The 12496-nt window shown below is 66.8% G+C and carries 14 protein-coding genes; 8 read left to right on the forward strand and 6 right to left on the reverse strand.

The window, feature by feature from the left end:
• Nucleotides 1–143: 143 nt before the first annotated feature.
• The 3 genes from AC1DMA_RS01015 (at nucleotide 144) to AC1DMA_RS01025 (ending at nucleotide 4177) form a co-directional block, all read left to right on the forward strand.
• Nucleotides 144–491: a hypothetical protein gene (locus tag AC1DMA_RS01015; RefSeq protein ID WP_478142962.1), complete on the forward strand. Its 348-nt coding sequence runs from the start codon at nucleotides 144–146 to the stop codon at nucleotides 489–491.
• Nucleotides 484–3159 carry a DUF3987 domain-containing protein gene (locus AC1DMA_RS01020; RefSeq protein WP_478142963.1) on the forward strand — a complete coding sequence of 892 codons (2676 nt, stop codon included), beginning with the start codon at nucleotides 484–486 and terminating at the stop codon, nucleotides 3157–3159. Before AC1DMA_RS01015 ends, AC1DMA_RS01020 begins: the two co-directional genes overlap by 8 nt.
• 520 nt (nucleotides 3160–3679) lie before the next feature.
• Nucleotides 3680–4177, forward strand: coding sequence for a hypothetical protein (locus AC1DMA_RS01025; protein ID WP_478142964.1), 498 nt, complete (start codon nucleotides 3680–3682; stop codon nucleotides 4175–4177).
• Nucleotides 4178–4410: 233 nt separating this feature from the next.
• On the opposite strand, the gene AC1DMA_RS01030 is transcribed toward AC1DMA_RS01025, so the two are convergent.
• Nucleotides 4411–5094 (reverse strand): DUF6988 family protein, encoded by a 684-nt coding sequence (locus tag AC1DMA_RS01030; protein WP_478142965.1) that lies wholly within the window; start codon nucleotides 5092–5094, stop codon nucleotides 4411–4413.
• Nucleotides 5095–5198: 104 nt separating this feature from the next.
• Between AC1DMA_RS01030 and AC1DMA_RS01035 the strand changes: the two genes are divergently transcribed.
• From AC1DMA_RS01035 to AC1DMA_RS01050, 4 genes are read left to right on the forward strand one after another with little or no spacing between them, the layout of a single operon-like run.
• On the forward strand, nucleotides 5199–5888 hold the full coding sequence (locus AC1DMA_RS01035) for a recombinase family protein (protein ID WP_478142966.1): 690 nt from the start codon (nucleotides 5199–5201) through the stop codon (nucleotides 5886–5888).
• Between the two features lie 58 nt (nucleotides 5889–5946).
• Nucleotides 5947–6795, forward strand: coding sequence for a hypothetical protein (locus AC1DMA_RS01040; RefSeq protein WP_478142967.1), 849 nt, complete (start codon nucleotides 5947–5949; stop codon nucleotides 6793–6795).
• A 53-nt stretch (nucleotides 6796–6848) separates the two neighbouring features.
• A complete protein-coding gene (locus tag AC1DMA_RS01045) occupies nucleotides 6849–7070 on the forward strand; it encodes a hypothetical protein (protein WP_478142968.1) in 222 nt (73 codons plus the stop codon).
• Nucleotides 7054–7443: a hypothetical protein gene (locus AC1DMA_RS01050; RefSeq protein WP_478142969.1), complete on the forward strand. Its 390-nt coding sequence runs from the start codon at nucleotides 7054–7056 to the stop codon at nucleotides 7441–7443. The genes AC1DMA_RS01045 and AC1DMA_RS01050 overlap by 17 nt, the downstream gene beginning before the upstream one ends.
• A gap of 42 nt (nucleotides 7444–7485) precedes the next feature.
• Here the strand turns inward: AC1DMA_RS01050 and AC1DMA_RS01055 are convergent, their stop codons facing one another.
• Nucleotides 7486–8352 carry a hypothetical protein gene (locus tag AC1DMA_RS01055; protein ID WP_478142970.1) on the reverse strand — a complete coding sequence of 289 codons (867 nt, stop codon included), beginning with the start codon at nucleotides 8350–8352 and terminating at the stop codon, nucleotides 7486–7488.
• The gene (locus AC1DMA_RS01060) at nucleotides 8349–8570 is read right to left on the reverse strand and encodes a hypothetical protein (protein ID WP_478142971.1); all 222 of its coding nucleotides are present in this window, start codon (nucleotides 8568–8570) and stop codon (nucleotides 8349–8351) included. Before AC1DMA_RS01060 ends, AC1DMA_RS01055 begins: the two co-directional genes overlap by 4 nt.
• An 80-nt stretch (nucleotides 8571–8650) precedes the next feature.
• On the opposite strand from AC1DMA_RS01060, the gene AC1DMA_RS01065 reads away from it, so the two are divergent.
• Complete coding sequence (locus AC1DMA_RS01065; RefSeq protein WP_478142972.1) at nucleotides 8651–9379, forward strand: hypothetical protein; 729 nt, start codon at nucleotides 8651–8653, stop codon at nucleotides 9377–9379.
• Nucleotides 9380–9488: 109 nt separating this feature from the next.
• Here the strand turns inward: AC1DMA_RS01065 and AC1DMA_RS01070 are convergent, their stop codons facing one another.
• The 3 genes from AC1DMA_RS01070 to AC1DMA_RS01080 all read right to left on the reverse strand — a co-directional run bounded on the left by AC1DMA_RS01070 (nucleotide 9489) and on the right by AC1DMA_RS01080 (nucleotide 12317).
• On the reverse strand, nucleotides 9489–10907 hold the full coding sequence (locus AC1DMA_RS01070; protein ID WP_478142973.1) for a tyrosine-type recombinase/integrase: 1419 nt from the start codon (nucleotides 10905–10907) through the stop codon (nucleotides 9489–9491).
• 326 nt (nucleotides 10908–11233) lie between these two features.
• Nucleotides 11234–11893 (reverse strand): carboxymuconolactone decarboxylase family protein, encoded by a 660-nt coding sequence (locus AC1DMA_RS01075; protein WP_478142974.1) that lies wholly within the window; start codon nucleotides 11891–11893, stop codon nucleotides 11234–11236.
• A gap of 13 nt (nucleotides 11894–11906) precedes the next feature.
• On the reverse strand, nucleotides 11907–12317 hold the full coding sequence (locus tag AC1DMA_RS01080; RefSeq protein WP_478142975.1) for a (R)-mandelonitrile lyase: 411 nt from the start codon (nucleotides 12315–12317) through the stop codon (nucleotides 11907–11909).
• Nucleotides 12318–12496: the final 179 nt, after the last annotated feature.

Here is a 12496-nt window from a genome sequence, read left to right on the forward strand (position 1 = left end):
GGAAAAAGCCTGCCCGGCGCAAACCGGACAGGCCTTCCTTGAATGCTTGCAGCCCCAAGCGACAAGCGCCCCTACCAGAGCGCATTGTCGCGTCCCGGATTCCCGGCCGCAAGCAACCCGTGATTTTTTTGAACGGATTGCACATGTCTGCTACCCGCCTTGCGCTGCCCTCGGCGCACTTCGCGATCATCCGCCGCGCACCCGTTGCGCCGGCGCAGGCCCACGGCGCCCCCACGCGCCGCGCTGGCTGCCCGAGCCTCGCTACCCCCTTGCCACGTGCGTGCGCGGCTGCAAGCGGCCGTGGCGCGGTCCTGGCGGCCCGGATCGATGACGGCGCCGCCCTGGTGCGCACTGAGCCCTGCAACGCTCCGCCGGGCTGCAGTGCACCGCCGCGTCCGTTGGTGCCGCCGCGCTGGGGAGCGAGCGTCGCGTGGGTGGCGTGGGCGCTCGGCGCCGTGCTGACGGTCGAAGGCGAGGTGCGCCATGGCTGAAACCGAATCCCGTGTCCGCGAGGTCCTCTCGTACCTCAGCCCGAATTGCGATCGCTACACGTGGGCCGAGGTCATTTGCCCGGGCATCAAGAACGCGGTCGGTGAAGGCGGCCACGGCGCGTGGCACGACTGGTCGGCGCAAGGTGAAAAGTACAACTTCGGCGAGGCCGAGGACGTGTGGCGCTCGTGGTCGCCGATCGGCAAGCGCACTTTCGCTTCGGTCGTCGCGCTCGCGAAGCTGGAGGGCTACAACCCGAAGGGCCAGTACGTGCCCCCGACGCCTGAACAGAAGCAGGCCTCCGATGCTGCCGCGAAGGAGGCCGCAAAGAAGTCCGCGATCGAGCGCGCTGCGAAGGCGGAAAAGGCTCGCGAGCGCGCGAATGGCATCTGGGATGACGCGAAGGATCGCCCGGCCACCGAAGCGCATCTGTACGTCAAGAAAAAGGGCATCAAGCCCCATGGGTTGCGCATCGGCACGTGGACGAAGCGCGCAAAGAACGCCGACGGCTCATTCGCCGTCGATGCCGACGGTAAGCCGAAGTTCATCACGATCGACAACGTGCTGCTGGTGCCGATCCTCGACAAGTCCCGCAAGCTGCAAAGCGTGCAAGGGATCACGGCCGAAGGCGAAAAATTCCATCTGCCGGGCGCCTCCAAGTTGGGCAACTTCTCGCCGATCGAGGGCACGAACCCCGGGCTGGTACTGGCCGAAGGATGGGCCACCGCCGCCTCGATCAACGAAGCCACCGGCCGCACGGTGCTGTGCTGTTTCGACGCCGGCAACGTGCTGGCGGTCGCGAAGGCCATCCATGAATCCGGCAAGGTCAAGGACGTGACCATCGCCGCCGACAACGACACCGAAACCGAAGCGCAAGGCAAGGGCAACCCCGGCATGCAGGTCGCCTTCGAGGCGGGTCGCCTGTTCGGCATGAAGGTCGCGGTGCCGCCGCCGGGCTGCGACTTCAACGATCTGGTTGTGCGCGCCCGTGCAGAGGGCCTGCCACCCGAGAGGATCGCCGCAATGGTGCAGAAGCTGTTCGACGATGCACCGGTACCGGGCGAGGCCTACAAGCCGAAGCTGGCGCCGGCTGCGGCCCCCGCTGCGCCGTCCGAATCGGGCGCCGAGAAGCGCAAGCTCGTACCCACTGGGGAAGGCATCGGCCAGCCGGTGGACCTGTTCAACGTGCTCCCGCCGCCGCCGCTGCCGCTGGATTGCTTTCCAGCGCCAATCGCCGCCTACGCGCGCGACCAAGCCGAGCTTCTCGGTTGCGACCCGGCGATCATCGCAGTGAGCGCGCTCGTTGCAGCGGCCTCGATGATCCATGACGGGCTGCAGATTCAGCCGAAGCAGCACGACTACTCCTGGAAGGAATCGCCGCGCCTGTGGGGCGCCATGGTGGGCGATCCTTCGACGATGAAGACCCCCGGCATCGCCAAGGGGATGCGCCACGTGCGGAAGGCGAACGGTGCTTGCGCCGAGGCGAACAAGGCCAGCGAGGCCGATTTTCTGCGCCGGTACGAAGATTGGAAGGAAAGCTGCAAGCTCGACGGCAAGGGCGTGCATCCGCAGCCGCAGCGTCCCCCGCGCAAGCGTCGCATCGTCGAGGACACGACAGTCGAAGCGCTCGCCGATGTGCTGGCAGACAACGAGGGCGGAGTGATGTGCTTCGTCGACGAACTGACCGGCTGGTTCGGCTCGATGGATGCCTACAAGGGCGGCGGAAAGTCTGCTGGCAAGGACCGCGCGCACTGGCTCGAACTGTACAACGGCGGCCCCCGGCAGATCGATCGGGTGCAGCGCGGGAGCATCTTTGTGCCCAATTTCTCGGCGTGCGTGCTCGGCGGCATCCAGCCGGGCCCCATGCGCCGGATCGCGAGCGGCATGGGCGACGACGGGCTGTTGCAGCGCTTCATGGTGGTGATTGCTCGGCCTGCCGAGGCCGGTCAGGACCGCGCACCGGACGCCGACGCGGTGCGCGATTTCGATGACCTGTTCGCCTACTTGGAAGCGGTTCAGCCCGGGTCGAAGCCCGTGGTGCTGGCAGCAGGCGCGCATCTGGCACGCGAGCGGGTTAATTCGCTGGCGTTGAAGATGGGCAAGGCGATCGATCATCCGCAGTTGAAGGCGTGCATGGGGAAGTGGCCGGGCCTGTTCGCTCGCATCCTGCTGACGGTCCATGTGTGCGAATGCGCGGCGCGCAAGGTTCACCCCACGGCCGAACCGGTCAGCCCCGCAACCGCCGAACGGGTTGAAAAGCTGATGTGCGCCGGCCTGCTGCACCACGCGATGCACTTCTACACGGAATTGGTCGATGCCGACGATCGCCACGAGCATGTGCGCCAACTCGCACGCCTGATCTTGGCCCGTGGGTGGTCCACCATGTCGCGTCGCGACCTCGCGACCGGCTGGAAGGCGTCGAGGTCGCTCAAGGACTGGGAACTGCAGTCCGTCATCGGCACCCTGTGCACCTACGGCTGGCTCGAACCGGAGTCCGAGGCCATCGGCCACGACGGCAGGCCGAACCGCTGGGCCGTCAATCCACTGGTGCATGAGGCCTTCGCGACCCGGGCCACGATCGAGCGCGATCGTCGACAGGCTGCGGTGGCGGCGATTCGCGAGGTTCGCGAAAGCCATGCGGCGAACGATCCCGGGCCCCGGGCGGCTTGAGCACCAAGGGCGCTACGGCGCCCTTTTTCTTGGACCGGTCGGTCGGCCCAAACGCATCGACGACGATGTTGACTTTGTTGACCGGTGGATCACCGCAGTCGGTCAACAAAGTCAACAAACGTGGTCGCCCGGCCGGCACCTTGGGTAGATCGGCGCGCCCCCCCGATTTGTTGACTTTGCTGCATGCGCGTGCGGAGGTAATGGCAATTTCTTCTCTCTCTCCCTCCAAACGCATACCCCTCCGCGCACGCGATGCAACAAAGTCAACGTGGGCGGTGGGCGGACTGCTGCCGGTCTGCGGGTAAGCAGCGCGGGGGGCGGATGGATGCTCGCGTGGGGCGTGAAACCCACGCCCGCGACCACGGCCGGCCGCGCGTATAAAAAAAACGCGCGCGCGACCTGGCGCACGACCAGTCCCGGGGAACACGACGGTAGAGTGCGCGACCGTCCGTTCGGCTGGGCCGTGGTGGCGGTAGATTGCGCGGCAATGCGACCCGGTAGGTCGCAAGGAAGGTTGGCGATGGATCGAATGGAAGCGAACGCTCAGGACGGCCTCCGGCTGGTCGCCGACACGGTGGGTGCGGGCAACTACCTGGGCAGCCCCACCGTGGTCGACCACCTGCTGCGCGACTTCATGGCGGGCGCTCTGTCCATCCTGGCGGAGTTCGAAGATGGCCGCGCCGGCGACGAGGGCGCGGCCGAAGCGAGGGTGCACGAACTGGCGAAGCGCTACGAGGCGATTTTCCTGGGCGAGGACGAGGGCTACGTGCCGATGCCCTGGAATTCGCGCCGCCGGCTTGCGATCTACTTGCGCGCGATCTGCCCAAAGGTCGATGGCATGGAGCGATCTGCGCTCGCGTTCTTCGTGGCGATCGCGTCCACGGTCATCGCGAACGCCATCGCCGTGAACAAGGGCCTGATGGTGGAAGCCGACGCGAAGGCCGACATGATCATCATCCTCAACGACGCCACGAAGGCCCTGCTCGGCACGCGCGAGGGCGCCTCGCGGCCCAAGTGATGCCCGCGCGGGTTGGTGCCGTGCCTGCGCCGATCTACTTCATCGGCCCCGTCGACCGCTGCGACGCTTGCCAGCGGCCGCTCGCCGACGAGCCGGGGTTCGGCGACGTTGAACTGTCCGGTACCGGCGGCATCTGGGGGCTGCTCTGCCTGTACTGCTGCGCGGCGGCCCGGGTTCGCTGGGGGTGGGGGTCGGGGCAGCGGTATGCCCGACAGCCCGGCGGTCGCTGGGCCCTACAGTGCGACCTGCGGTGACGACGGCGGCGGCATCGCGGCCCAGTGCTTCTCTTTCAGCAGGCCGAAGCGCGGTCCGAGCATCCCGCTTTCGGCCGTGACGATCGCGCAGTTCGCCGTGTAGACCTGCAGCAGGTTGCGGTTCCGCAGGACCGACGCCAACTTGTCGGCCGGGTAGCCGCCCATCAGCGCATGCGCCACCGTCTGCGATCCGCCGTGCACAAACGAATGCATGCCGTCGATCGTGGCGTACAGCTTCCTGAACTCCGCAGCGATGTGTGGGGCGTGCTTCGCGAAGGCGTCGAGCATCGCCGGGATCGGCGGTCCCATGATCGGCTCCTTGTGGCCCTCGCTGTCGTCGACCGCCGTGGTGAACGCCTTGACCCACTTGTTCGACGCGCCTTTCCCCATCCATGCTGCGCGCACGGTCGCCTCGAAGTGCAGGCGGCAAAGCGCCAGGGCGGTACCGGTCAGGCCCGCTTCCATCAGCACGCGCTGGCTGAGGGCGTGCTCGAACGCCGCATTGCAAAGCGCCAAGCTGAGCATCGCGCGCGGGCTCGCCGCTTCGCATTTGCGCAGCAGCTTGGCGACGTCTTCGTCCAACGCCTCGCACTGCTGCAGCAACTGGTTGAGGCGATCGTCGGCCGATTCGTCTTCGGCCTCTGCTTCCTGGCGGATGTTCATGCCGGCGAGGCTACTCGATGCGATGCCCTGGGAGACACCCTGACACCCTGGCGAGCAAGCTTCCATATAATTTCGGACAACGACCGTTGATTGGATTTATAAAAATGTCTTCTACCTCAGTCCTCTACGGCTACGTCCGCGTCTCCACCAGCCAGCAAGGCAAGTCGGGGCTCGGCCTCGAAGCTCAACGCGAGGCCATCAAGCGCTTCGCCGAAACGGAAGGCCTGCACATCGCCGGCTTCTTCGAGGAAGTCGAAACCGGCAAGGGTGCCGACGCGCTGGATCGTCGGCCGAAGCTGGCCGCCGCGCTGGCCGCCGCGAAGCTTGCCGGCGGCGCGGTCTGCGTGGCAAAGCTGGACCGGCTGTCGCGCGACGTGGCGTTCATCGCCGGCCTCATGGCGCAGAAGGTGCCTTTCGTGGTCGCCGAACTCGGCGCCGATGCCGACCCCTTCATGCTGCACCTGTACGCCGCCTTGGCCGAGAAGGAGCGCAACCTAATCAGCACGCGCACGCGCGATGCCTTGCGCGCTGCCAAGGAACGCGGCGTGGCCCTTGGCGGCTGGCGCGGTGGCCCGGTGGTCGACCAGAAGCTCGGCACCGATGCTGCCAGCCGTGCCGCCGATGCGTTTGCCCGCACCATGGCGCCGATCGTCGGGCCGATGCGTCAGGAAGGCCTGAGCCTGCGGGCGATCGCCGACGCGCTGCAGGCCAAGAGCATTCGCACCGCTCGCGGTGGCGCTACGTGGACGCCGACCGCCGTGCGCAACCTCCTGGCGCGTCTGCCAGCCATGTGAGGGCGTGGGGGCGGCGCCGGCTGCCGCCTTGGAAAAAGGTGTTCCCGGAACGCCCGTCGTGACGGAAGACTTCGATTCCATGCACACGCACACCACTTCCCAAAGCCCCTCCGATGCCACCGCACCCGAGGCCGTTCGACTTGCCGAGCAGGCGCTCGAAGACGCGCTGATCGCTGGCGCCGATACCGGCCCCGCCCGAGCCGCGCTCGAAGCCGCGCTTGCCGCTGCAGCCGCCGAGCGCGATGCCGCCGATCAAGCCGCACGCGCCGCTGCCGAAGCCGATCAGACCGCCGCCCAGCAGGCCGAAGCCGAAGCCGTCGAACAGGCGCAGGATCAGGTCGCCGACGTGATCGAAACCATCGAGTCCGCGCCCGATGCCGACCCGCTGCCCGCGCCGGTCGAGTCGTCGATCGTGCGCGTCGCCGCCGAGCATCTGGCGCAGGCCCGCGCCGCGCTGGCAAAGGCCGATGTGCCCCATGCGGCCGCGATCGCCCACCGCGACGCGGTGCGCGCCCGGCTGCGACCCAAGGCCGCCGAACTCGCCGCAATCCGGGCCCGCCGCGCTGCCGGCAACGAGCAGCCCGAGGACGCCGCGAACATGACCGCGCTGGGCATGGATATCGAAGACCTCGAACGCATGCTGGTGCCGCTGGATGCCGCCGTGGCCGCTGCCGACCCCGTGGCGCAGCAGCACGCCCTGGACGCCGCCAAGGTGGCCCTGGCGGCCGCACGGAAGCGCGCCGAACTCGATGGCATGGCCGACCGCGTTCGCGCCCTGGAAGCCCATTTCACCGCCCAGGTGCGCGTGCTGCGCCTCGCTGCGGCCGACCGTGGGGTGAACAACCTCGGCTCGATCTATCGCGCGTCCGATGCCCTGCGCACCGTCGCGAATGGGGGCTGGCTGTGAAGGCGCGGCCCAGCAAGGCCGCCGCACGCCGCCGGGAACTCGACGAGCCGGCGATGACCAACGTCATCGAAAGCGAAATCGAAGGCACCCTCAACGACTTGGGCTGCTGCGACACGGAGATTCACGGCATGGCATTCGCGATCGCCAGCGGCCACGAGCACGCCATCGACGCCGCCGCGCGGATCATCGCCGCCCGGCTTGCGACCAACATGCGCGCGATGCAAGTCGCCGACGCCAACAGCCTCGTGGGGGACGATCATGGCGACTACTTCTAAGCTGACGTGGCAGCGCCTGTTCGCGGCGGCCGATCACCTCGATAACCGCGTGTGCACCAAGGAGCACGAGGACGCCGTCTTCATGCTCCTGCTCAAGTGCGCGGTGGCATCGACCCGAGCGAAGTACGCGGGTGAAGCGCGTGCGCGTCGGCTCGACGTCGCCGACGAGCGGCTGGCCGCGCCCCTCACGATTGACCCGGAAACGGTGGACCTGCGCCCGCGCGCAGTGCGTGCATCGGCCGGCCCGTCCACGCGCCAACGCCGCGTGTTCTTCAAGTCGTCGGTACCGATCGTGTCTACGAGGAAGGTGGACCCGAACAATATGACCGACGCCGAAGTGCTCGCCCTGGCGCGCCGGCTGGCCCGGCTCTGACCGGCATCCCCTTCGACCAAGGCCCGCCGACGCGGGTCGTTTTCATGGGGTCGGCTCCGCGTGGTGGTCGTGGCAAGCCGGGCATCGCGCGTCGAGCCTGCCGTCTGCGGTGCTGCGCGCCTGGAGCACGCCTGCGCCGCAGTTGCCGCATCCGAACGCCGTCGAGGTCCACTGGGCGGTTGGGCGCTCCCCGGTGGCCTTGAGCCATGTGATCAGGGTCGCTGCCGGCCATACCGTGACGGCTGCACGTGGCCTCGCCAGGGTCCATCCCAGGCCGCTGGGCGCGCCTCCGCACCCTTCGCAATGGTGGCGAAGCATGCCGCGCGATTCGCGCTCCAGCAGGCCCGGGTGGCCGCATGCGGGGCAGGCGACGACCAGCCGGCGATGGCACGTGCTCCATTCCGTTCTGCCGGGCCGGGCCGTGCTGAGCCGTGCGCCCTTCGGCAGCCGCATCGCGATGACGCCGATCGCCTCGGCGACGTGGCGCGCCTGGACCATGCTGTGCATGACCTCGCCGGCCGCCGTCTCGGTGGCGACCGTGAACGTGATCAGGGGCGCGAACTGAACCGGCGGCACGCCCTTCGAGTTCTGGCCGACGCGCCATTCGCGCGATCTGTTGAAGCAACTGACGCAAAGCGAGTGCGCCTGGATCACGCGCAGGTCGGTCCTGCCGCAGCGCATGCATTCGCGCTGGCGATCGCGGGCCCTCGGTGCGATCCCAGCGCCGCTGGCGGTGGCCGCATGGTGTTGGCGGCCGATGGCGCAGCCGCTGCAAGTCGACGCGCTGGCCGCCGTGCTCCAGCGGCTGGCGCAGGCTGTCGTCGATAGCGTGGCGCTCAGGCGTGCGCAGTTGAAGTAGACCCCGGCCGGTGCGCCGGCGGGCCCTGGCACCACCGTCACCGGGATCATTCGGCGGGGGTTGCGGCGGTATCGGAAAGCGCGCGCTGGCTCAGCAGGGCGCCCATCGCGATGACCTCGGCCATCGGCCTCTGGTGCTCCTTGGCGATCGCGCGAAGGCGACGCACAGTGCTGCGGTCGACCGCAACATAGATGCTCTCGAATCCCTGCTCGGCAAGGCGTCGGCGGTATGCGCGGGTGCGCGCGGTGCTGGTCTTCTTCGTGCTCACGATTGGCGTTCCTGTGACTGGTGGGCCAACTTTCCAGTCACGACGACGCCCTGCATCGCCCCTCGCGCACAATCCGCCGCATGCCATCGACACCCCCGCCCGACAAGGCCGCCAGTGCCCACTTTGCCTCGGCATATCGACCCGGCGTCTTCGAGTTCCGGTACGGACGGCCGGCGCCGCCCGAGCCGGCGAAGCTTAGGCCGAACATGCCCGCCGTGACGCACGCGATGATGGTCGGCGTCGTCGGCACGGTCACGGAGAAGTGGTTGAAGCCTGCCGGCTGGCTGCTGACGGGCTTCGCGGCCATCGTGGCGCTGCTCGTCTCGAACTACGACAAAGCGATCGGCGTGATCGGCACCGGCGCGGCGCATGCGGTCGTGCTTCTGTTCTTCGCGGCGGCCGTGGCGCACGCCGTGCAGCAGGTCGCTTCGACGATGGTCCAGGCGGGCGTCGCGGGCGGCAAGCTGGCGCGCGAGCACGATCTGGAGGACCTCAATCGAGCCGAGACCATCGAGTTCATGGACGGGCTGGTGGCGGCCTACCCCTGGCCGATGAAAGCCTTCCTGCGCCGCAAGTACGACGAGATGCTTGAGCACGGTGTAGCGCCGTTCAGCAAGTCCATGGGGCGGATCGGGGCCTGGGCGGTCTGGTCGGCCGTGGCGCAGATGCTGCTGGGCCTATTCGCGATCGGCGTGGTGACCTGGGCGGTGGTGCTGCGCACGACGTGGGTGCCTGTCGTTCCTACGGCCGACCCGCCTGCCGCGATCGCGCCAGCGGCGCCTGCGCCCGCGCCCGTGGTGCCGAAGTAGGCCGGCGCCGCTCGGACAAAAAGAAACCCGCACGGGGCGGGTTTAAGGCGCTTTCAACGGCGCACCAAGTTTCAAAACGCATCGTGCCGTCACGACAAGCGGCAATGCGCTATGCCGCGATCGCCTCTGTAGTCTGCTGCGCGTCGGCGTCGGCGCGGCCGATCGCCAAGTCCCTGATGAATTCATTCCACTTGCGCAGCGCGTCCGTCTTCGCCTGCAGGTGCAGCCCCTTGTCATAGTGGGCGTCCTGTACGCCGCTCAGGCCGTGGCTGAGCAGTTGCGCGCGCGTGTCCTTGGTGATGCCGAGGCGCTCGGCCATGATCGTCTCGACCGTGCGCCGGATATCGCCGCCGCGAAACGGCGCCGACGCCGTGCCCTCGTGTTTCATGGTGTCGCTAATCTGGAGCACGGCCTCGGATAGCGTCTCGGCCCGCATCACGGCGTCGCGGTTGTGGAAGAAGGCGCCCTCGGCGTTGATCGTTGCAAGCTCGGCGAGGATTTCCTCGACCTCGGGCACGATCGGCAGGACGTGGGGGCGGGGCTGCGCGCGCCGGCCCTTCGGATCGAACAGCGTGAGCGTCTCGCCCGCTTGCACATGGGCGTGCTCGATGCGAAGAAGCTGCTGCACGCGCTGGCCGCCGGTGGCGATCTGGAGCATCAAGCCGAGGCGTATCAGGGTCGACGGGTGCGCCGCGACGTAGGCGAGATAGATGCGCAGTTCCTTGATCGAGAGGGCGCGGTCGCTGGCACGCCTGAACTCTGCCAAATCCTCGATGTTCACGGCTGCTGCGGGGTTGCTAGTGACATCGAAGCCAGCGGCGTCCAGCGCTTTGGGGTTCGAATCTGCGCCAAGTGCTCGCTTGAATGCCGCTGCCAAGTAGGTTCGCAACTTCAGCGCGGTGCGCCCCTTCGGTCGTGCGATGGATGGGTCAATCAGCCGTGCCATCATTCGCGCGACATGCTGCTTGGTGATTGCCGAGGCGGGTAGGGCTGCGAGTTCTGGAAATGCGCTCTTGACGTGATTTTTGAAGAGATTCTCGGCGTCGTAGGCGCTGTCCAACTTGTCCTTTTCGCGCAGCCTTGCAACGTAGTTGTCGCAGATCGCGGCGAGCGTCTTGCTCTCGACATTCAGGACCTTCGCCATGACGGTCGCCTGCAGAATCTTCGCCTCCTGGCGCGCAATCTCGCGCTGCGCCAGCGGGTCTTCGCCACCTTTGATGGTGGCCTGAAGGCGCGCCGCCTCCGTGCGGGCCTGGGTCAGGGTCAGGTGCCCCTCGGCCTCGGCGCTGCTGAACCGGCCGAGCGTCTGCGTGCGGGTCTTGCCCTCGTGCTGGTACACGAAGATGAACTCGGTGACGGTGCGGTCGTTGGCGGCGATTCGCCGTCGCGCCTTCAACGACCCGAAGCCCGGCCGGACGGCGCCGTCGGCGAGCATCTTGCCGGGCTTGAGGTTCCGAATGGTCGCGGTGGTGAGGGCAATGGGCGCGCTGCGGCGGAGGATGGTGGAGGGCTGTGTCGAAGGCGTCATGGGTCAGATTCTTGTCGCGATCCATGTCGCGATCTGTGTTTGGCACGATGCCGAACATTCTGGCACAACCGGGAACAACGAATCGACGTAACTCTTTGATATTGCTCAATAATTTTGATGCACATTGAACAACGGCGAACGCTCGGGAACAACGCTGGACCTGTCTTTTAATCCGTTGGTCACTGGTTCGAATCCAGTACGTCCTACCAACTACCCGCGTGGACATATGAGAAGCCTGCTATTTGGTTAATGGCAGGCTTTTTGTTTTGGTTCGGCCAAGTCACATCTTTCTGCAAGGTGTGTCGTTCTCGTTCACCAGTGAGGCCCTATGCCTTCTCCTGCAGCGCCTCCCGTACGCGTACCGCCGCATCCTCTCCGACTATCTCCCGGAGGATATCTGCCACTTCGCTCAACTGAGCTTTCGTCAAACCAACGTTCAGACTGATTCGAATGTGCGCCACGAGTTGCGGCTCGACGCCCGCCAATGCGGACAGCGCGCTCACGGTTGCAAGCTCACGGCTCTGCCAGTCGAGGTTGTCCCGCGCGAAGATGTCTCCAAACAAGTGAGCCTTCAGGTACTCGTCGATGGCCGGGGCAAACTCGAACAGCGGTCCGCGCACAGGAGCGCCCGAGAGTTTGGTCTGGTTCGCCGTTCCGATGTCCATGATGTTGCTGCCGGCAGGCAGCGGCGTCGGAGTGCTGCCGGCTGGATCGTTGATTCCCCGCTGCTCGCGATCCTTGGTCACATTCATCAGTTCCGCCAAGGCATTGAGGCTGCGCGGGAAGCCGGCATAGGCATACAACTGCACCAGGACTTCCTTGCATTCATTGACGGTGAGTCCGGCATCAAGCCCGTGATTGAGTGCCGAGCGGAGCTTGGCGATGTCGCCAACGGCTGCGAAGGCCGCAATGGGAACAATGGCCCGCCGGGAGGCGGGGAGGAGCGACTGAGGCGACTGAGATTGAGGTTGAGATTGATGCGTCATGGTGGTGTCGTTTTCAAGCCGCCGGAGGTCCCGCGAGATATTCGGCATCGCTCACCTTTTCCATCCATTCGACGTTCTTGCCGTCGAGCGCTTCTTGAATGGCGATATGAGTCATCGCCGTCGTGGGTGTGGCGCCATGCCAATGCCGGTGCCCCGGTGGACACCAGATCACGTCGCCTGCGCGAATCTCCACGATCGGCTCGCCTTCGCACTGCGTCCAGCCGCAGCCAGCGGTCACGATCAGAGTCTGCCCGAGAGGGTGCGTGTGCCACGCACTGCGCGCTCCGGGCTCGAAGGTGACGCTTGCGCACGACGCGCGGGCTGGCTCGGGCGGTGCGTTCAGCGGATCGATTCGCACCTGGCCGGTGAAGTAGGCGGACGGGCCTTGTGCCGAAGGCTGTGAGCCTGCGCGTTTGAGCATCATGGTGGACCTCTTGATGGTTGTCGAAAATCAAGTGGGGCCCGTCGCCAGCAGAGTCAGGCGTGGTGCAGGGCAGTGCGTCGCATCTGCAAGGGTGACGGCCAGACGGGCAAAGATTACGCCTGCACTGATAAGAAAAACAGTCGCAGGGCACCGCTATCGGCCGCCGCACGCATTTGGAC

Source organism: Variovorax sp. 05N34 (assembly GCF_056397405.1).